The organism is Streptomyces sp. NPDC012769 (genome assembly GCF_042901205.1).
Lineage (GTDB): Bacteria > Actinomycetota > Actinomycetes > Streptomycetales > Streptomycetaceae > Streptomyces.
Genome location: NZ_JBIBCP010000001.1, coordinates 823,347 through 842,253, shown reverse-complemented (window position 1 = coordinate 842,253; position 18,907 = coordinate 823,347). Strand labels below are relative to the sequence as shown.

Genomic DNA, 18,907 nt, shown 5'->3' with positions numbered 1-18,907 from the left:
GGGTGCCGGCGGTCCTCGGGTGATGGTGGGGCGGTGACCGGTTCGTCCGCGGGTGCGGAGCGAACCCGCCACCGCCCCCGCCGCTCAGGGAGTGAGTACGAGGCGGATCGGGTCCCCGATCTTCTTCTCCAGCCGGGCGACGGCGTCCGCGGCTTCCGCCAGCGGGACGTGGGCGCTGACGGAGGGACCGAGGTCGATCCGTCCGGCGGCGGCCAGGCCGACCAGCTGTTCCACGTGCTCCGGCTCGGAGCCGTAGTGTCCGCGGACCTGGTTGACGTTGAAGCAGAAGCCGATGCTGTCGGCGATTGCGACCGGCTCCGGGGTGAGTCCGGCGAGGACGAGCGAACCGAACGGGCCGAGGACCGACGCGGCCTGGGCGCGTGCGGCGCCCACGCCGGCGAAGTCGAAGGCGACGTCGAGGCCGCGCCCGGCCGTCGCCTCCCGCACCGCCTCCGCGAAGTCGGGCGCGAGCGGGTCGAGGGCGACGTCCGCGCCGAAGAGGAGGGCCCGCTCGCGGGCCGAGGGCAGCGGGTCGATCGCGAGGATCGGGGCCGCGCCGACCATCCGGGCCAGCCGGACGGCGTGGGCGCCGAGGCCGCCCGCGCCCCAGATGCCGACGGACTGGGCGGGGCGGATCGCGCCGGTGCCCACGATCGCGGCGTACGGGGTGGAGACCGCGTCGGGGATGATCGCGGCCTGGTCGAAGGGCAGACCGTCCGGGATGGGCAGCAACGTGTGCTCGCGGGCGATCGCGTACTGCGCCCAGCCGCCGTCGTAGTCGAGGCCGCGGGTGATCGGCCGGTGGCACATCATCCGTCGCAGGCAGCCGGGGCAGTCGCCGCAGGCCTCGCCGGCCTGGAGGACCACGCGCTGTCCGGGCGTCCAGTCGCCCTTCACGTCCGGGCCGAGGGTGTGGACGACTCCGGCGACCTCGTGGCCGAGGGTGACGGCGCCCGCCTTCGTGACGGCGTCGGTGGGGAAGAAGGGGCTCAGGCTGCCGTCGATCAGATGGATGTCGGACAGGCAGACGCCGGCGGCCCGCACCTCCACGAGGACCTCGCCCGGGCCGGGGACCGGGATCGGGACCTCTTCGACGGCGAAGGTACGGGTGTCCAGGCGCAGCCGCCCGGCCAGCATGGTGTTCATGCGGAGACCTCGATGTGCTCGATGGAAGAAGCGCGTGCATAGCTCCGGCGCTCGACATGGTCGACTGACCATGTCGGTTAACCGTGTCTACTGACGAGGTCGTCTGTCAAGCCGTTCTCGCCGGACGTTCGCGGGGCCTTCCGAGTTCCACCCCATGACTGTGTCGTTCAGTACAGTCACTCGACATGTTCACCCGACAAAGTCGCGTGTAGGTTGGCTGGTGACTGCTGGAGTACAACGAAAGGCACGCTCATGACTCAGGTGTCCGTAGGCGCGGCGCGGGCGATCCCCGAGCGCCCCCCGCTGCCCCTCGTAGGCCACGCGTTCAACGTTCCGGCGGGCGCGGACTTCCTGGCCTACCTGCTGAAGGAGTTCAAGGAGTTCGGGCCCGTGTACCGGCTGCGGCTTTTCGGGAGGGACACCGTCATGGTCGGCGGTCTGGACCTCGTGACCGAGCTGTCGGACGAGACCCGCTTCCGCAAGCACGTGCACGCCGACCTGGTCGAGGTGCGGGCCCTGGCCGGCGACGGTCTGTTCACCGCCTACAACCACGAGCCGAACTGGCGCAAGGCCCACGACATCCTGATGCCCGCGTTCTCACTCGGCTCGATGCGCAGCTACCACGCCCCCATGCTTCAGGTCGCCCGGTCGCTGATCGGCAAGTGGGACCGGCTGGCCGGGGTGCAGTCGGTGGACGTCCCCGACGAGATGACCCGGCTGACCTTCGACACGATCGGCCTGTGCGGCTTCGGCTACGACTTCGAGTCCTTCCGCCGCGACGACCTGCACCCGTTCGTCGAGGCGATGGCCCGGGCCCTCGTCTTCGCCCAGGAGAAGGGCGAGTCCATCCCGGGCTCCGAGCTGTTCAAGAGGAAGAAGGTCGAGCAGTTCCGCGCGGACATCGATCTGATGACGGACCTCGTCGACGACGTGATCAGGGAGCGCCGCGCCTCCGGCGACACCAGCACGGACGACCTGATGGGGCTGATGCTGCACACGAAGGACCCCGTCACCGGCGAGCCGCTGGACGACGTCAACATCCGGCACCAGGTGATCACCTTCCTGATCGCCGGCCACGAGACCACCAGCAGCGCGCTCTCCTTCGCCCTGTACTACCTGACCAAGCATCCGGAGGTCCTCGCGCGGGCCCAGGCCGAGGTGGACGCCCTGTGGGGCGACACCGAGTCCCCGGATCCCCAGTACGGCGACATCGGCAAGCTCACCTACATCCGCCAGGTGCTCAACGAGAGCCTTCGACTGTGGCCGACGGCGCCCGCGTACGCCGTCGAGCCGATCGAGGACACCGTCATCGGCGGCAAGTACCCCGTACGCAAGGGCGAGTCGCTGATGGTGATCGCCTCGGCCCTGCACCGCGACGCGGCCTGGGGGGAGAACGTCGAGCTGTTCGACCCCGAGCGCTTCACTCCCGAGCGGGAGGCGGCTCGCTCGGTCCACGCCTTCAAGCCGTTCGGCAACGGCGAGCGGGCCTGCATCGGGCGCCAGTTCGCGCTGCACGAGGCCACCCTGCTGCTCGGCCTGCTGGTGCACCGCTATCGGCTGATCGACCACACCGACTACCAGATGAAGATCAAGTCGACGCTGACCATCAAGCCCGACGGGTTCAGCCTGAGGCTCGCCCGCCGCACCAGCGACGAACGGCGCCTGCCCGTCGCCGCGGCGGTGGACGCCGCCGCGGGCCGGGCCGCGGCCGTGACGCGCCGGGCGAGCGGGACCGCGCTGACGCTGCTCCACGGCTCCAACCTCGGCACCTGCGCCGGCATCGCCCGCGACCTCGGCACGGACGGCGAGGAGCACGGCTTCGCCCCGACCGTCACCTCCCTCGACCAGTACACGGAGAGGTTGGCCGGCTCCAAGGGCCCCGTCGTCATCGTCGCCGCCTCCTACAACGGCCGCCCGACCGACGACGCCGCCGAGTTCGTCGCCTCCCTGGAGAACCTCGCCCCCGGCTCGCTCACCGGGCTGCGCTACGCCGTCCTCGGTGTCGGCGACCGCAACTGGGCCGCCACCTACCAGCGGATCCCCACCCTGATCGACGAGCGCCTGACCGCCGCCGGCGCCGTCCCGCTCCTGGAGCGCGGCAGCGCCGACGCCTCCGGCGACTTCGGCGGAGCGGTCGACCAGTGGACGGAAGACCTGTGGAAGGCGCTCCTGGAGGAGTACGGCGAGGCGGTCGCCGGTGAAGCGGTCGCCCCCGCACCCGTGGCGGACGGGGAGGGACTGTACGAGCTGGAGGACACCTCGGAGTCGGTCCTCGGTGGTCTCGCCGAGCGCCACGGCGTCCAGCCGATGGAGGTCCTCGAAGCGTACGAACTCGTCGACACCGACCACGAGCTGGGCCGCTCCAAGCGGTTCCTGCGACTGCGGCTGCCCGAGGGCGTCACCTACCGCACCGCCGACCACCTGGCCGTCCTGCCCAGCAATCCCGAGGCCCTCGTCCGGCGCGTCGCCGATCGTTTCGGCCTCGACCTGGACCGCACCGTCCGGCTGCGCGCCCGCCGCCGGAGCCGGGGCGCCCTGCCCGTGGACCGGCCGCTGACCCTGCGCCGCCTGCTCACCGACTTCGTCGAGCTCCAGGACGCGGCCACCCAGGAGCAGGTCGCCGTGCTCGCCGAGCACACCGACTGCCCGCCCGAGAAGCAGCCGCTCACCGCGCTCGCCACCGCCGATCCCGAGACCTTCCGGGAGCAGGTGACCGGCGCGGGGCTCAGTGTCCTGGACCTCCTGGAGCGCTACCGCGCGTGCGAGCTGCCCTTCGAGCGCTTCCTGGAGCTGCTGCCGGTACTGCGTCCCCGGCACTACTCGATCTCGTCGTCCGCCGCGGCCCGGCCCGGCGAGGCCGACCTGATGGTGTCGCTGCTCGCAGCACCCCACAGGGCGGGCGAGGGCACCTTCCGGGGCATCGCCTCGCACTTCCTGCAGACCGTGAACGCGGGCGACGTGATCCAGGCCCGGGTCCTGCCGTGCAGCGAGTCCTTCCGCCTCCCCGAGGACACCTCCGTGCCGGTGATCCTGGTCAGCGCGGGCACCGGCCTCGCGCCCTTCCGCGGAGCCGTCCTGGACCGCCACCACACGGGCTCGACCGGCACCCTGCTCTGCTACTTCGGCTGCGACCACCCCGACGTGGACTTCCTGCACCGGGAGGAGTTCGAGGCGGCCGAGGCGGACGGAGCCGTCAGCATGCGTCCCACCTTCATGCACGCGCCCGAGAACGGAGCCCGTTTCGTCCAGGAGCGCATCGCCCGCGAGAGCGAGGAGGTGTGGTCGGTCCTGGAAGCCGGTGGGCGCGTCTACGTCTGCGGCGACGGCCGTCGCATGGCCCCCGCCGTGCGGGAGGCGTTCATGGCGATCTACCGCGAACGGACCGGTGAGAGTGACGAGCGGGCCGTGGCCTGGCTCGCCGCGCTCGTCGGGTCCGGACGCTACGTCGAGGACGTCTGGGCCGGCTGACCCTCACGCAGAAACGGTGGTGGGGGGGGGGGGGGGGGGGGGGCCCCCCCCCCCCCCGCCGGCCGGCGGGGGGGGGGCCCGGGGGGGGGGGGGGGCGGGCGCCCGGGGGGGGCGCCCCTGGGGGCCCCACGCCCCGACCCATGCACCTCGGCCCCGGGCCCGCCCTCGGGCCCCCCCCCCCCCCGCGGGGGGGGGGCCCCCCCGCCGGGGCCCCCCCACCACCGTTTCGCGTCGCGTCAGGCCATCGGTACGTCAGGGGCCATCGGTACGTCAGGCAGGTCGAGGTCCCCCTTGGCCAGCGCCACGGTCGCGCCCACGAGTGCCCTGAGCCCCGTCCGCTCGGTGGCCTCGTCCGGCAGGCACTGGAGGACCTGCATGGTGAGTCCGTCGAAGCCGGAGAGGAAGAACCGGGCCACCGTCTCCGGAGACTCGGCCAGTTCCTGCCCCGCCCTCTCGGCCGTCTCCGCGATCACCTGCGCGGTCACCTCTATGACCCGCCGGTAGTGGCTCTGCCGGGCCTCGTTGAGGCCGGGCATGCGCAGGGCGAACATGGTCAGCTCGCTGAGCAGCTGGTGGTGCGACGACGGCTCGCGCACGGTGCCCCACAGGGCCCCCGCCAGGGCGCTGAAGGTCTCCTCGAAGCCCGCGTCCTCCGGCGCCGCCCGCCGCACCTGCGTCACGAGCTCGTCGGTGATCTGGTCCATGACGGCTCTGTACAGGTCCTCCTTCGTTCCGAAGGTGTAGTGGACGGTGGCCTGCGCGACACCGAGCTCCGCGGCGATGGCGCGGGTACTCCCCGCGGCGACGCCCTCCCGGGTCATGAGGTCGATGGCCGCCTTGATCAGCTGAGGGCGGCGCTCCGCCGCGGAAACATGAGCCATAGGACCCACTATATCGACTTAGTCGATCGATCAAGTCGGCCCGGATCAGGCGTTACGTCACCTCTGCACTCGACGCCCTGTCCGCGGGAAGGGCCTGCTCGGCCCAGATGACCTTTCCCTCGCGACCGTGTCGCGTCCCCCAGCGCTCCGCGCACTGGGCCACGAGGAGCAGGCCGCGGCCGCCTTCGTCGTAGATCCGGGCGCGGCGCAGATGCGGGGCGGTGCTGCTGGCGTCGGAGACCTCGCAGGTGAGCGTCGACTGGAGGATCAGTCGCAGCTGGACGGGACTCTTGCCGTAGCGGATCGCGTTCGTGACCAGTTCGCTGACGACCAGCTCCGTGGTGAAGGAAAGTTCCTCCACCCCCCAGGCCGTCAGGACGTCGGAGGCGAAGCGGCGGGCCCCGGACACGGCTGCCGGGTCGGACGGGAGGTCCATCGTGGCGACGTGGTCCGGGTCGAGGGCATGGGTCCGGGCGACGAGCAGGGCGACGTCGTCGGCGGGGCGGCCGGGCAGCAGTGCGGCCAGGAGTCGGTCGCAGACCTCCTCCAGCGAGTCCGGCGCCGAGGTGAGGACGTCGTGCAGTGTGGCGAGTCCTTGGTCCACGTCACGCGTGCGGCCGGCGATCAGCCCGTCGGTGTGCAGGACCAGCAGGCTGTCCTCCGGCAGCTCGAACTCCGCGGTTTCGAAGGGGAGTCCACCCAGGCCGAGAGGCGGTCCGATCGGTACCTCCGGCAAGGCCTCGCTGATCTTCGAGGGGGTCACCACGGTCGGCGGGACATGGCCGGCACTGGCCAGCGAGCACCTGCGCGAGACGGGGTCGTAGACCGCGTACAGGCAGGTGGCGCTGGTCTCGCCCTCGTCCGGCGACTCCTCGCGCTGCATCCGGATGACCACGTCGTCCAGATGGGTGAGGAGTTCGTCGGGCATGAGGTCGATGTCGGCGAAGGCGCGGACGGCCGTGCGGAGTCGGTCCATGGTGGCGGCGGCGTGCAGGCCGTGACCGACCACGTCGCCGACGACCAGCGCGACGCGGGCCCCGGATAGGGGAATGACGTCGTACCAGTCGCCGCCCACGCCGGCGCGGGATCCGGCGGGCAGGTAACGCGAGGCGGTTTCGACGGCCGCGTGTTCCACCGTGTTCCGCGGCAGCAGGGTCCGCTGGAGGGCGAGCGCGGTGGAACGCTCATGGGTGTACCGGCGGGCGTTGTCGATGGACACCGCCGCCCTGGAGACGATCTCCTGCGCCAGCAGGAGATCGTCGTCGTCGAAGGGGGCCGAGGTGCGATGGCGTACGAACTGCACCAGGCCGAGGATCTCCCCGCGGGCGTGCAGAGGCACGAGGAGTACGGAGTGAAGACCGAGGTCGCGCAGTACTCGCCCGTGGGACTCCGACGGCGCCACCCACGTGGGCATCTCGGTCCCCGTGATGTGGTGCAGGACGGAGCGTCCGGTGGTCAGTGCGCGAACCGGTTCGGAGTCGTCGGGGTAGGTGTGGGTCCCACCGACGCGGAGCGGGGACTCCGGACAGTCGTCGATGACGGAGCGCTGGGCGACGCGGCGCTGCGTCAAGGCCTCCGGCGGACCGGTGCCGGTTTCGTCGAGTGCGGAGTCGAAGAGGTCGACGGTGACGAGGTCGGCGAAGTCCTCGGTGCAGACCTCCGTCAGCTCCTCCGCGGTGCGGAAGAGGTCGAGCGTGGTCCCGATCCGCTTGCTCGCCCGGTCGGTGAGGGCGAGCCGACGCTGCAGCAGACGGTCGCGTTCCTCCTGGTAGGCGGCGACGACCTGTTCCGAGGAACGGTCCACGTAGTCGAAACCGATCGCGACCAGCCTCACCGTGGCGAGGTTGATCATGTGCCAGTCGTCGGTGAGGCGGGGAGCTTCGGCCTGGAGCTGTTCGAGCAGGCTGAGATGGCCGAGGCGGTAGGCACGGAGGAGCCGGCTCACCGGGATCCCCCGCCGGGCGTAGAGGCGGGCGATGTCCAAGGCGGCGGGAGGAGCTTCCGGCGCGCTCGCGCCGGGGCGGGCCTCCAGGAGATCCAGCAGGGCGGTGACGTGCTGGGCCGTCTCCTCCAGGGTCAGGACCTCGATGTCCGTGTTCTCCCACAGCTCGGGGAACTCGCCGTTCAGGCGCTGGAGCAGCAGGCCGGCCAGCTTCTTCACCTCGGGTCCGAGGTGGCGGGCCAGCTGACCAAGGAACGCATCGACCTCGGTTCCCATAGTGCGAATGTACGGGAAAGCCATGGTGTGCGCTCCTCGGACGGCTGTGGCGGCCTCTGATCGACCCGGCTCTCAGAGGCCGAGGTGGTCGCCCAGGTCGGCGTAGTCGACCTGCCACAGGCCGGGAGAGCCCGTGGGGTACTGGGAGCGGAAGCCGAGCATGCGCTGGACGCGCGGCGAGAGCGTCTTGGCGAGCTCCCTGTCGACCAGGAAGGGGTACGCCTCCTCACCGGTGAGGAAGCCCGCGTTGAACGCGAAGGCGAGGCCACGCCGGTACTCGTGGTCGGTCCGGTTCGCCCCGCCGCCGTGCGCGGTCTTGCCGCTGAAGAGAAGGACGTCCCCGGCGTTCATGACGGCGGGGATCGTCTGCTCGGGGGTCCCGCGGTCCTCGAAGTCGCTCCAGTGGTTGCTTCCGGGGATGACGCGGGTGGCGCCGTTCTCCTCCGTGAAGTCGGTCAGGGCGACCAGGAAGTTGATGGTGACTTCCGGCCCGCTGGGCCCCATGCCGATGAACGGGAACCAGTTCTCCAGGTCACGGTGGAGCATCTGCGCCTTGTTGCCGGGGCCGATCTCGATCACCTGGGCGGTGGTCATCCAGTACGTGCCCGACTCCTGGAGGAAGACCAGGTCGCTGATCTCGTGGACCAGGGGATGGTCGATGACCTCGCTGCGGAACGTGGCGCTGTGCGTCACCAGGTTCGTGAGGCGCTTGGTGTTGCTGCCGTGGAACGCGGCCACGATTTCGTCCTCGTGGAGGGACCCCGGGGCGAGCGCCCGCAGCGGCTGCTCGATCTCGGCGTTGAAACGGACGATCTGCTCCTGCGTCAGGAAGCCCTTGATGATGACGCCGCCGTCACGCGTCACGATCTCGAGGATCTCCTCCGCCGGCGTGTCGTTCGCCACGGACGTCAGCGCCTGGGTCTTCTTCTGTGTCGTCATGCGTGTCCTCTTCCTCGATCCGAAGCGCGGTTGATCGGCTGTTCGATCAGCTGCGGACGTTCCGTCGTCCGGGGACTCCCGCGCGGCGTCCTCGCGACGATCAGATGGGTCCGGTGGTCAGGCGTTTCCGCGTTGTTCCTGTGGTGGTCGTCTCACTGTCGCCAGCCGGTACAGCTGGCGAGAACGACAGCGGGCACCTGCTTCGCCCGGGCCCGGTGCACGATGCACCGTCCGGTCGCGGGCACGGTGGCGCTATCCGCTCGCGGCGTCCTTGCCGGAGTCGATGCGAGCTGCGGGGGCGCTACGGGCAGGAGCGGGTCCCGACGCCGTGTGCCGGCGGTGTGTGGTCCGCTCCCAGGGACGCGTGCTGCCGAGCCATCCGAGGAGGAAGGCCGCCGGTACGGAGATCAGGCCGGGGGTGTGGAGCGGGAACAGGTTGAAGTCCTGCTCCGGCAGCAGCGCGTATTTCGTCCCGGACACAGCGGGGGAGGCGAGGGTCAGGAGGGTGCACAGGGACAGCCCTCCGTAGACGAGCCACAGCAGTCCGTGGCGGTTGAAGCCGGTCCAGAGGAACGAGTAGACGACCGCGGGGAACACGCACGTGGCCGCGAGGCTCAGCGAGAAGGCGAGGAGGAACTCGATGGGGTAGCGGTGTACGGCGGTGGTGAGCAGAAGACTCACGACGCAGAGCACGACGACGGACAGCCGCAGGACCGCCGGCTCTCCGATCCCGATCCGGGTGCGGCCCTCCCGCCCGAGCAGGTCGCGGGTCACGGAGACGGCGGCGGCGAAGGTTACGCTCGCCACGGCCGTGAGCACCGCGAGGAAGGCGACACAGGCCACGAGGGTGATGAGCACGACCCGGCCGGTGGAGTGGTGGGGGAGCACCTCCGACGCCAGGAGGATCGGGGCTCCCTGCCCCTTCACGTCGACCGCTCCGATCCGTCCGCTGCCCACCACCGCGGCCGCGGCGAAGCCGGTCGTGATCAGCAGCAGGTAGAAGAGGCCGGTCAACCCGACGGCGACGCTCAGTGAGCGCCGGGCGGCGGGCACGTCCCGGCTGGCGCTGACGCGCAGGAGCAGGTGGGGCATCATCGCGGTTCCGAGGATGACGACGATGTGGTCACTGAGCGTGCCGAGCGGTCCGCCTCCGGCGGAGTGCTTCCACAGTCCGGGGCTGAGGTATCCGCCCGGTGACACGCTCTTGTCCATGGCGGCCGACAGCAGGGATCCGGGACTCCAGTCGAAGAAGCGGAGCGCCAGCAGCGTCACCGCGGCGAGCGTCACCAGGGCCACGGGCACTTTGGCGACCTGCACGAAACTGGTGCCGCGCAGATCGGCCACCCCGGCGAAGCACGTGACCAGGAATCCCATCAGCACCGTGCACACCACCTGGGCCCGCTCGCTCGGCATGCCGATCAGAAGGGCGGTGGTGATGCCGCCGGCCCGCAGTTGCACCATGAGCAGGGGCACGGCGATGCACAGTGTCACCACGGCACCCGCGATCCGTACTCCCGGCCCCTCGGCGCGCAGGGAGAACAGCTCGCCCAGGGTGTAGCGGCGGGTCGCGCGAATCCTGGAGGCGAGGAGCAGGAAGACGCCGAGTGCGAGGGCGCTGTCGACGGCGGTCGAGACTCCGTCGTAGCCGAAGAGGGCGATCGCTCCCGGCAGCGAGACCAGGATGATGACCGTGATCTGTTCTCCCGCCATCGCGACGCCGTTGAAGACGGGCGGGAGGGACCGGCCGGCGACGTAGAGGCGTTCCGGGTCGTCGTCCTGCGTGGCGAGCGTGAAGACCCACAGCAGGCAGAGGCCGATGAAGACGAGGAAGGCGCTGATGACCGCGCCCCTCGCGGCGGTGCCGATGAGATCGGGCGAGCCGACGCTCAGGAGGTGCGTCGTCACCACGCGCCCCCGGCCGAACGGGAGGCGGCAGTCGTCGCCGAGGCCGGTTCGAAGGGGGACGCGGCCCGGTTCTCGTACCACCAGGTCCCGCCGACGAGGACGACCAGCTGGGTGAATGCCCACGTGATGGCGAGGGTGAGACGGCCGTACACGGAGATCTCTCCGAGGGGTGTGGAGCAGGAGAGCAGGACACCGACGGCGAGCGGCAGCGCGTTGACAGTGACCAGCACCCTGGTGTCACGGGGGGAATGCCGGGAGGAATCGGAGGGCACGGGACCTCTCTCGGGAAGAACAAGGAAGACGGACTCGGCGCGAGGGGCGCGGGACGGTCGCAGCCGTTGAGGACGGGTGAGGGAACCGGGCAGCCGTGCTCCGTACCGGTCGGAAGCCACGCTTGTGACCGACGGGGCGCGACGGTGGCGCGGCAGCCCCGGAGCAGGTCGCGCCGGCTCGAACCGGCGAACGCGGCCGCGACGCGACGTCAGAGCAGGACGGCCTTGCCGCGGTGAGGCTGATGAAGAGCCTCGTACCGCGGCTCGTTGGGTGTCAGCGGCGGCTGGTCGCCGTCAGGCCGGCGTATTGCCCGGCCCGCTCCAGCAGCCGGGGGACACCCGTTTCGAGCGACGGTCCGAAGACCGTGTCATGGGGACGCTCGCCCCGCTGCCACCGGGTGTGGATGGCCTCGCAGAAGATCGCCGCCTTCCAGAGGGCGAGGGTCTGGTACCAGGGGAGCGGGGTGAGATCGAGGCCCGTGCGGCGCTGGTAGCGCTCGGTCAGTTGGCGCTGGGTGAGGTAGCCGGGTGAACGGGTCACCTTGGTGAGTTCGAGCGGGGTGGCAGGGCTGCCGGCCTCGGACCAGGTGGCGGTGAGGTACCCCAGGTCCGCGAGCGGGTCGCCGAGCGTGGCCATCTCCCAGTCGAGGATCGCGAGGACCTCGGCCGGGGCCCGCGGGGCGAACATGAGGTTGCCCATGCGGTAGTCGCCGTGCACCACCGACGCCGACCGGCTCGTCGGCAGGTTCTGGGCGAGCCAGTCCGCGATGCGCTCCACCGCGGGCAGGCTGCGGGTGGTGTTGACCTCCCAGAGGCCGCGGAACCGTTCGACCTGGCGCCGCAGATACCCCTCGGGTCGGCCCAGGGAGGCGAGTTCCCCTCCGGACACGTCGATGTCGTGCAGGGCGACGAGGGTGTCGACGACCGCCTCGCTGGTCTGCCTGCGCTGGTCGGCGGGGGAGAGGTGGGGCGGGATCGTGTCGGTGATGACCGTGCCGTCGAGCCGGTCCATGAGGTAGAACGGCACGCCCAGAACGTCCTCGTCCTCGCAGACGGCGAGGATCTCGGGCACCGGTACTCCGTGTCCGTGGAGGATCTTCTGGATGCGGGCCTCGCGCACCATGTCGTGCGTCGACTTCGGCAGCGGCGGGCGCGGGCCGCGGCGCAGGACGACGGACTCGCCGCCGCGTTCGATCAGGTAGGTGACGTTGGAGTGGCCGTCGCCGATGCGTTGCCACGCGATCGGCCCTCTGCCGATGCCGTGTGCGTCGAGGAAGCCGGTGACCGCGTCGAGGACCAGGAGGGGAGGGCTGTCGAGGTGACGGGCCCGCTCGCGGCTCGCGACGACCTCCACGCCGTCGGGGACGGTGTGCATCAGGCGCCCCCGTCCCGGCCGACGACGGCGTCGCCCAGGTATCGCTCACCGGCCTGGACGGTGGCCCGCCGACCGGCCGAGGCGCGGCGTGCGATGGCCCACCGGTGGGTCTCGTTCGAGCCGTCGTAGATGCGGAACGGGCGGACCTCGTTCAGGTACTGGGCGAGGGGGAGTCCGTCGGAGACGCCGTCGCCGCCGCAGATCTGGACGGCACGGTCGATCACCCGGTAGATCGCCTCCGAGCAGTGGACCTTCGCGACCGAGGACATCGCCGAGCCCGCCTTCGGGGCGCTGTGCAGCAGGGCCGCGGTCTTGGTGATGATCGCGTCGGAGGTCTCGATGTCGATCACGGACTCGGCGATCAGGTGCTGGGCCAGGCCGAGCGAGTCGATCGGACCGCCGAACAGCTCCCTCTTCGCGGCCCGGTCCAGCGCGATGTCGTGCGCTCGGCGGGCCAGTCCCAGCCAGCGCATGCAGTGGGTGAGCCGCGCGGGGCCGAGCCGTACCTGTGCGTACCGGAAGCCGAGTCCGACCTCGCCGAGGACCGCGTCGTCGGGGACGAAGCAGTTCTCGATGTGCAGGTGCGGGTGGCCGCCGTCGATGGCGCGGTCGACGGTGTGGATCGCCTCGCCGACCCGGATCCCGGGGTTGGTCAGGTCGACGAGGAACATGGTGGCCCCCTCGGGGGAGGCGTCGCCGGCCGGAGTGCGCGCCATGACGATGCAGAACGCGGCACCGACGGCGCCGCTGGTGAACCGCTTGTGGCCGTCGATGATCCAGCCGCCGTCGGTGCGTACGGCGGTGGTCCGCAGCGCCGCCGGGTCGGATCCCGCTCCGGGATGGGGCTCGGTCATGCCGAAGCACGACCGGACGTCGCCGGCCGCCAGAGGCGCGAGGTAGTGCTTCTTCTGCTCCTCGGTGGCGATGAGGTTGAGCATGTGCATGTTGCCCTCGTCGGGGGCCATGCAGTTGAGCACGCTGGGGCCGATCGGCGAGTACCCGGCCTCCTGGAGGACCGGCGACCAGTGCTCGATGGGCAGTCCCTGCCCGCCGTACTCCTTCGGTACGAGCGGCGCGAAGACACCGGCCTCCTTCGCGGCGGCCTGCAGCCGGTCACGGGTGGCCCGGTCGAGACGTCCGCCGGGGGCGGGTTCGGCGTCGATGACGGTCTCGCGGATGAACCGGCGCGTGCGCTCCGCGAGTTCCGCCACCTCGGGCGGCAGAGGGGTGAACGTCATGGCAGTCCTTTCGGGGGTGGCGCGGTCGTTACGCGGTGCCGCCGGCGACCGCGAGGCCGCCGTCGACGGTGAGAACGCGCCCGGTGACCCAGGAGGCGTCCTGCGAGGCCAGGAAGGCCACGGCGGAGGCGACGTCCGACGGCTCGCCCAGGCGGCGCAGCGGGTAGTCGGCGGCGACCTCGGCCTCCTTGCCCTCGTACAGGGCTTCGGCGAACCGGGTCTTCACCACGGCTGGGGCCACCGCGTTGACGCGGATCTCCGGGCCGAGTTCGACGGCGAGGGTCCTGGTCAGGTGGGACACCGCCGCCTTGCTCACTCCGTAGAGGCCGATGCCGGGTGACGGGGTGTCACCGGTGACGGAGGAGAGGTTCACGACGGTGCCGCGGCGTTCGGTGAAACCGAGCTTCGGGTGGGCCACGGCGTCCTGCACCCAGGCGAGGGTGGCCAGGACGTTGACCTCCAGCACCTTGCGGGCGACATCGAGGTCCAGGCCGATGACGGGACCGTAGGCAGGGTTGATGCCCGCGTTGTTCACGAGGACGTCGAGCCCGCCGAACTCGCGCGCGACGGTGTCCAGGACCTCGCGGCGGTGGTCGGGATCGTCCGCCCTGCCGGCGACGGTGACGACGCTGCCCGGGGGGAGGGAGGCCGCCGCCTCTTCGAGGGGACCGGCCTTGCGCGCGGTCAGGCACACGCGCGCCCCTTCGGCGACGAGCCGCTCGGCGACGGCGAGACCGATGCCCCGGCTCGCTCCCGTCACGACGGCGGTGCGGCCCGAGAAGCGGCCTCGTACGGTGTGGTTCTCGCTCATGGATCAGTCCTTCGAGGGGGAATCCGGCCCCGGGCCGTCGAGGCCGCGGAGCTCGGCCCGCCGGATCTTGCCGCTCTGGGTCTTGGGCAGGTCGGCGAGGAAATGGATCGTGCGGGGGCACTTGTAGGCGGCCAGCCGGTCGCGGGAGAAGGCGATCAGCTCTTCGGCCGTGGCGTTCAGACCCGCCTTGAGCGAGACGTAGGCGACGACGGTCTCGCCGCGGTAGGCGTCCGGCTGTCCGACGACGGCCGCCTCAAGGACCGAGGGGTGCTCGTACAGGGCGTCTTCGACCTCGCGCGGCCAGACCTTGTACCCGGACACGTTGATCTGGTCCTTGAGCCGGTCCACCAGGTAGACCCAGCCCTCCTCGTCGATCACCGCGACGTCGCCGGTACGCAGCCGGCCCTCCGGCATCGTCCGACGAGTGGCCTCGGGCTTGCCCCAGTACCCGGGCACCACCTGCGGCCCGCTCAGCTCCAGCTCACCCTGCTCACCACAGGGCACCGGACGGCCGTGCAGGTCGACGACGCGCGCGGTGAGATGGGGCAGCGGCTTGCCGACGGACAGGGTCCCGCTCGGCAGGTGCACCGGCGCCCGCTCACCCGGCGGCACGGCGATGACGGCGGACGTCGTCTCGGTCATCCCGTAGCCGTTGTGGAGGTAGACGCCGAACCGCTCCCGGAACCGCTCGACGGTCGCCGGCGGGATCGGCGCGCCGCCCGAGTACAGGGCCTTCACCGACGCGAAGTGCTCCGGTCCGGCCTGCGGCAGCTGGAAGATCGCGTTGTACGCGGTGATGGAGCCGATCGTGTAGGTCACGCCGTACTCGGCGAAGGTCTCCAGGGCGACCTCGGGGTGGAACCGGCCCGCCAGGACGAGCGTGGTGTCGGTGAGCAGGGAGATCGTCGCGTTGACCACGGCGCCGGTGATGTGGAACAGCGGGGCCATGGCGAAGACGACGTCCCCGTCGCCCACGCCCATCCACGATGCGCAGGTCGCCACCACGCTCAGCACGTTGCCGTGGGTGTTCATGGCGCCCTTCGGCGGGCCCGTCGTCCCCGAGGTGTACGTCAGGAACGCGACGTCGTCGTGGGTGAGCTCCACCGGAGCGGGACGGCGCCCGCGGTACTCGCCGATCAGGGCCACCAGATCGCCGTCCGAAGCCGGGGCGTGGCGCCCAGTCGTCGTGAAGACTCGTGGGTCGTTCCTCGACTGGTAGTCCAGCGCCGACGTGCTGATCAGCCACCGCACCGAACTTCCCGCGAGCGTGCCGAGCGTCTCGTGGACGTCCTCGTCCGCGCAGACGACGCCGACCGCCCCGGAGTCCTCGACGATCCGGCGGAGTTCCCTGCCCCGGTACATCGGGTTGAGTCCCAGCGCCGTGGCCCCCAGCTTCCACAGGGCCAGCAGCACCAGCGCGTACTGCGGGACGTTCTGCAGGTACACCCCGACGCGGTCGCCCCGGCCGGTTCCGCGGGCCTCGAACGCGGCGGCCAGGGCGTCCGACGCCGCGTCCACCTCCCGCGCCGACAGGGCACCGTCGAAGAAGCGGAGCGCGGTGCCCTCCGGGTTCTTCGCCACCCGTGCCTTCCAGGCGGCCACGAGCGAGCCGGGGCATGCGTCCGCCCCCGTACCGGACCCGTCGGGAAACGAGTCCCGCCGGCGGCCCTCATCCACTGTCATCTGCCGTCCTTCCCACCCATGTCCGTGCCTCGGCGCGCCGGTCACGTGAGCTCGCGCTTGAGGATCTTTCCGGTGGACGTCATCGGCAGGGTCCGCACGACCTCCACGATGCGCGGGTACTTGTAGGCGGCCATCTGCTCCCTGCCCCAGGCGACCAGCTCGTCGGGGTGGGCCTCGGCGCCGCGCTCGAGGATGACGAACGCCTTGATCTCCTCGCCGTGACTCTCGTGCGGCACGCCGACGACCGCGGCCAGGCTGATCGCCGGGTGCGTCATCAGGACCTCCTCGATCTCGCGCGGGTACACGTTGAAGCCACCGCGGATGATCAGGTCCTTCGCCCGGTCGACGATGTAGTAGAAGCCGTCCTTGTCCCTGCGGGCCAGGTCGCCGGTGCGGAACCAGCCGTCCCTGACGGCTTCGGCGGTGGCCTCCGGGCGGCCGTGGTAGCCCTTCATCACGTTGTGGCCCTTGACCGCGATCTCGCCGATGGCGCTGCCCGTGCCGTCGTCCTCGACCTCCGACCAGTCCGCGTTGACGAGCTTGACCTCGACGCCCCAGATCGGCACGCCGATCGACCCGGGGCGGGGCTCCCGCGCCGGATCGCTGAAGGTCACCACCGGCGAGGTCTCGGAGAGGCCGTAGCCCTCCAGGACCTGGACGCCCAGTCGCTCCCTGACCTGCTTGATGAGTTCCGCGGGGAGCGCGGCGCCGCCGGAGACGCCGACGCGCAGGTTCCTCGCGATCCTCTCGACGTCGACGTCGTCGGTGAGCGCCTGCAACAGGCCCCACCACATGGTGGGGACGCCTGCGAAGACGGTGATGTCCTCCCGCTGCATCAGGGACACCGCCTGCCGGGCGTCGAACCGCGGCAGCAGCACCAGCGTGCTCGCCGTCGAGAAGCCGGCGTTCATCTGGACGGTCGCGCCGAAGGAGTGGAACAGCGGCAGCACGACCAGATGGGTGTCCAGGGCCGGCCGGTTCTCCAACAGCTGGTTGACCGCCAGGGCGTTGAGCACCAGGTTGGCGTGGCTGAGTTCGGCGCCCTTCGCCTGCCCTGTCGTACCGCTGGTGTAGAGCAGCACGGCCGGGTCGTCCCCCGACGTCCCGATGCTGTCGAACGTCGCCGCGGTGCCCCGCAGCGCGGCGCCCATGGTCTCGACGCCCTCGATCGGGCTGTCCGCCGAGGGGTCGGCGGTGATGAGGAAGAAGTGCTCGCAGGCAGGGGTCTCGCTGAACCCGGCGTACCCCTCCGCTCCCATCGGCAGGCCCTCGCCGCCCTCGAAGCAGAAGTACGCCTTCGCCTCCGAGTCGGCGAGGTGGTAGGCGACCTCCCGGCCCTTGAGCAGGACGTTGAGGGGGACGACGACGGCGCCGGCCTTGAGGATCCCGTAGTAGACGATCGGGAACCAGGGCACGTTCGGACAACTGAGCGCGACCTTGTCGCCGGGCCAGATGCCGCGGTCGACCAGGAGGTTGGCGACCTGATTGGCGGCGGCGTCGATCTGGGCGTAGGTGAGACGCGTCGTGCCGAGGACGACCGCGTCCCGGTTCGGGTGCGTGCGGGCGGAGTCCTCGAGCAGGACCGAGAGGTTCAGCATGGTGCCATTTCCGAAAAAGGTGGACCGGGCCAGGCCGCGGAGGATCGGAACACGCGGCCTGGCTCGGGGCGGGTGGGGTTACACGCGGCTTGACGCGGACGTCACAACTGCCGCAGGAGCCGGTCGAGGGCCTCGGCCGTCGCCTCGACGTCGGCGGTGGTGTGCGCCGTGCTGAGGAAGACCTTGCCGGACGGCATGAACAGGAAGCCCTGCCGCAGCATCCCCTCGAGGATCACCGCCCAGAGCCCCCTTGTTCCATGAAGCTCCGTGGCGCCACCGGCGGGGACGTACTGGAGGAGCGAGCCGACCCGGTTGAAGCCTCCGAAGTCGGGCGATGAACCGAGAGCGGCGCCGACGAGGGCTTCGAACTCGGACGAGATCTCTTCGAGTTGCTCGTAGACCGACGGATCGGCCAGGACGCGCATCGTCGCCGCGACGGCCGCCAGTGCGATCGGGTTGGCGTTGAAGGTTCCGGCGTGAACGACCCCGGACGTCACCTGATCTATCAGATCGGACCGGCCTACGACGGCGCTCTGGGTGAAGCCGCCGGCCATCGCCTTCCCGAAGACGGACAGGTCGGGAAGGACGCCGTACTTCTCGGCCGCCCCGCCCCGGGCGATCCGGAACCCGGCGATCACCTCGTCGAAGACGAGGACGACGCCGTGCCGGTCGCAGAGGGTCCGCAGCGTCGACAGGAACAGCGGTGAGGGTGCTTCGACGCCCGCGTTGCTCATCACCGGGTCGACGAGCACGGCCGCGATGTCGCGCTCGACGGCCTCGCTCAACAAGCGCTCGGCCAGCCGCACGTCGTTGAAGCGCGCCACGACCAGGTCGTCGAGGACGCTGGCCGACTGTCCCGCCCCACCGGGGGTGGCGGGGCGGTCGCAGTCGTCCTCGGACATCCCGGCGTACACGGTGTCGTGCCAGCCGTGGTAGCTCTTCGCGAACTTGACGACACGGCGCCGCCCGGTGGCGGCGCGCGCGAGGCGCAGCGCCACCTGCACCGCCTCCGTGCCCGTGTTGCTCCACAGCAGCCGCTCGCCGTGCGGCACGGCCTCGAGGACCGCTTCCGCCGCGAGGTACTCCAGCGGGTGGCCGGTGCCGACGACCTGCATCTTCGTCGCGACCTCGGACACCGCCGACAGCACGCGCGGGTCACCGTGACCGAGGACGAGCGGCCCCCAGGCCATCACGTAGTCGACGTACCGGTCGCCGTCCAGGTCCCAGACGTGTGCGCCCCGCGCCTCGCGCACGAAGAGCGGATGGGGTGGCATCGCGGCGCGCAGGCCCGACCCCACGCCCCCGCCGACGCTGCGGCGGGCTCGCTCGAAGGCCGAACGGGATGATTCCAGGGCCATGAGATCGCCCCTGCC

At 71.1% G+C, this 18,907-nt stretch carries 13 protein-coding genes; 1 reads left to right on the top strand and 12 read right to left on the bottom strand.

What is annotated here, in order from left to right; all coding sequences use genetic code 11:
• Positions 1-84 precede the first annotated feature (84 nt).
• Entirely contained in the window at positions 85-1,146 is a 1,062-nt protein-coding gene (locus ACFY7C_RS03890; RefSeq protein ID WP_389643258.1) for a zinc-binding dehydrogenase, read from the bottom strand.
• A 252-nt stretch (positions 1,147-1,398) separates the two neighbouring features.
• On the opposite strand from ACFY7C_RS03890, the gene ACFY7C_RS03885 reads away from it, so the two are divergent.
• A complete protein-coding gene (locus tag ACFY7C_RS03885; protein WP_389643256.1) occupies positions 1,399-4,614 on the top strand; it encodes a bifunctional cytochrome P450/NADPH--P450 reductase in 3,216 nt (1,071 codons plus the stop codon).
• A gap of 236 nt (positions 4,615-4,850) precedes the next feature.
• Here the strand turns inward: ACFY7C_RS03885 and ACFY7C_RS03880 are convergent, their stop codons facing one another.
• The 11 genes from ACFY7C_RS03880 to ACFY7C_RS03830 form a co-directional block, all read right to left on the bottom strand.
• On the bottom strand, positions 4,851-5,495 hold the full coding sequence (locus ACFY7C_RS03880; RefSeq protein WP_389643253.1) for a TetR/AcrR family transcriptional regulator: 645 nt from the start codon (positions 5,493-5,495) through the stop codon (positions 4,851-4,853).
• A 52-nt stretch (positions 5,496-5,547) separates the two neighbouring features.
• Complete coding sequence (locus ACFY7C_RS03875) at positions 5,548-7,737, bottom strand: SpoIIE family protein phosphatase (protein ID WP_389643251.1); 2,190 nt, start codon at positions 7,735-7,737, stop codon at positions 5,548-5,550.
• A 48-nt stretch (positions 7,738-7,785) separates the two neighbouring features.
• Positions 7,786-8,652: a phytanoyl-CoA dioxygenase family protein gene (locus tag ACFY7C_RS03870; RefSeq protein ID WP_389643249.1), complete on the bottom strand. Its 867-nt coding sequence runs from the start codon at positions 8,650-8,652 to the stop codon at positions 7,786-7,788.
• Positions 8,653-8,904: 252 nt separating this feature from the next.
• Positions 8,905-10,557: a transporter gene (locus tag ACFY7C_RS03865; protein WP_389643246.1), complete on the bottom strand. Its 1,653-nt coding sequence runs from the start codon at positions 10,555-10,557 to the stop codon at positions 8,905-8,907.
• On the bottom strand, positions 10,554-10,829 hold the full coding sequence (locus ACFY7C_RS03860) for a hypothetical protein (protein WP_389643243.1): 276 nt from the start codon (positions 10,827-10,829) through the stop codon (positions 10,554-10,556). Before ACFY7C_RS03860 ends, ACFY7C_RS03865 begins: the two co-directional genes overlap by 4 nt.
• Before the next feature lie 274 nt (positions 10,830-11,103).
• A complete protein-coding gene (locus tag ACFY7C_RS03855) occupies positions 11,104-12,204 on the bottom strand; it encodes a phosphotransferase family protein (protein ID WP_389643240.1) in 1,101 nt (366 codons plus the stop codon).
• Positions 12,204-13,442, bottom strand: a complete 1,239-nt coding sequence (locus ACFY7C_RS03850; protein WP_389643238.1) for an acyl-CoA dehydrogenase family protein — start codon at positions 13,440-13,442, stop codon at positions 12,204-12,206. The genes ACFY7C_RS03855 and ACFY7C_RS03850 overlap by 1 nt, the downstream gene beginning before the upstream one ends.
• A gap of 28 nt (positions 13,443-13,470) precedes the next feature.
• Complete coding sequence (locus tag ACFY7C_RS03845; protein WP_389643235.1) at positions 13,471-14,253, bottom strand: SDR family oxidoreductase; 783 nt, start codon at positions 14,251-14,253, stop codon at positions 13,471-13,473.
• Between the two features lie 3 nt (positions 14,254-14,256).
• Positions 14,257-15,936 carry a class I adenylate-forming enzyme family protein gene (locus ACFY7C_RS03840; RefSeq protein WP_389643232.1) on the bottom strand — a complete coding sequence of 560 codons (1,680 nt, stop codon included), beginning with the start codon at positions 15,934-15,936 and terminating at the stop codon, positions 14,257-14,259.
• Positions 15,937-15,977: 41 nt separating this feature from the next.
• On the bottom strand, positions 15,978-17,534 hold the full coding sequence (locus ACFY7C_RS03835) for a long-chain fatty acid--CoA ligase (RefSeq protein ID WP_389643229.1): 1,557 nt from the start codon (positions 17,532-17,534) through the stop codon (positions 15,978-15,980).
• A gap of 101 nt (positions 17,535-17,635) precedes the next feature.
• Positions 17,636-18,892, bottom strand: a complete 1,257-nt coding sequence (locus tag ACFY7C_RS03830; RefSeq protein WP_389643226.1) for an aspartate aminotransferase family protein — start codon at positions 18,890-18,892, stop codon at positions 17,636-17,638.
• Positions 18,893-18,907: the final 15 nt, after the last annotated feature.

What these genes read in the sequence shown, in the direction of transcription:
- ACFY7C_RS03850 (WP_389643238.1), bottom strand. Translation starts at nt 13,442, where the DNA reads ATGACGTTCACCCCTCTGCCGCCCGAGGTGGCGGAACTCGCGGAGCGC.
- ACFY7C_RS03830 (WP_389643226.1), bottom strand. Translation starts at nt 18,892, where the DNA reads ATGGCCCTGGAATCATCCCGTTCGGCCTTCGAGCGAGCCCGCCGCAGC.
- ACFY7C_RS03890 (WP_389643258.1), bottom strand. Translation starts at nt 1,146, where the DNA reads ATGAACACCATGCTGGCCGGGCGGCTGCGCCTGGACACCCGTACCTTC.
- ACFY7C_RS03885 (WP_389643256.1), top strand. Translation starts at nt 1,399, where the DNA reads ATGACTCAGGTGTCCGTAGGCGCGGCGCGGGCGATCCCCGAGCGCCCC.
- ACFY7C_RS03855 (WP_389643240.1), bottom strand. Translation starts at nt 12,204, where the DNA reads ATGCACACCGTCCCCGACGGCGTGGAGGTCGTCGCGAGCCGCGAGCGG.
- ACFY7C_RS03875 (WP_389643251.1), bottom strand. Translation starts at nt 7,737, where the DNA reads ATGGCTTTCCCGTACATTCGCACTATGGGAACCGAGGTCGATGCGTTC.
- ACFY7C_RS03840 (WP_389643232.1), bottom strand. Translation starts at nt 15,936, where the DNA reads ATGACAGTGGATGAGGGCCGCCGGCGGGACTCGTTTCCCGACGGGTCC.
- ACFY7C_RS03835 (WP_389643229.1), bottom strand. Translation starts at nt 17,534, where the DNA reads ATGCTGAACCTCTCGGTCCTGCTCGAGGACTCCGCCCGCACGCACCCG.
- ACFY7C_RS03845 (WP_389643235.1), bottom strand. Translation starts at nt 14,253, where the DNA reads ATGAGCGAGAACCACACCGTACGAGGCCGCTTCTCGGGCCGCACCGCC.
- ACFY7C_RS03870 (WP_389643249.1), bottom strand. Translation starts at nt 8,652, where the DNA reads ATGACGACACAGAAGAAGACCCAGGCGCTGACGTCCGTGGCGAACGAC.
- ACFY7C_RS03880 (WP_389643253.1), bottom strand. Translation starts at nt 5,495, where the DNA reads ATGGCTCATGTTTCCGCGGCGGAGCGCCGCCCTCAGCTGATCAAGGCG.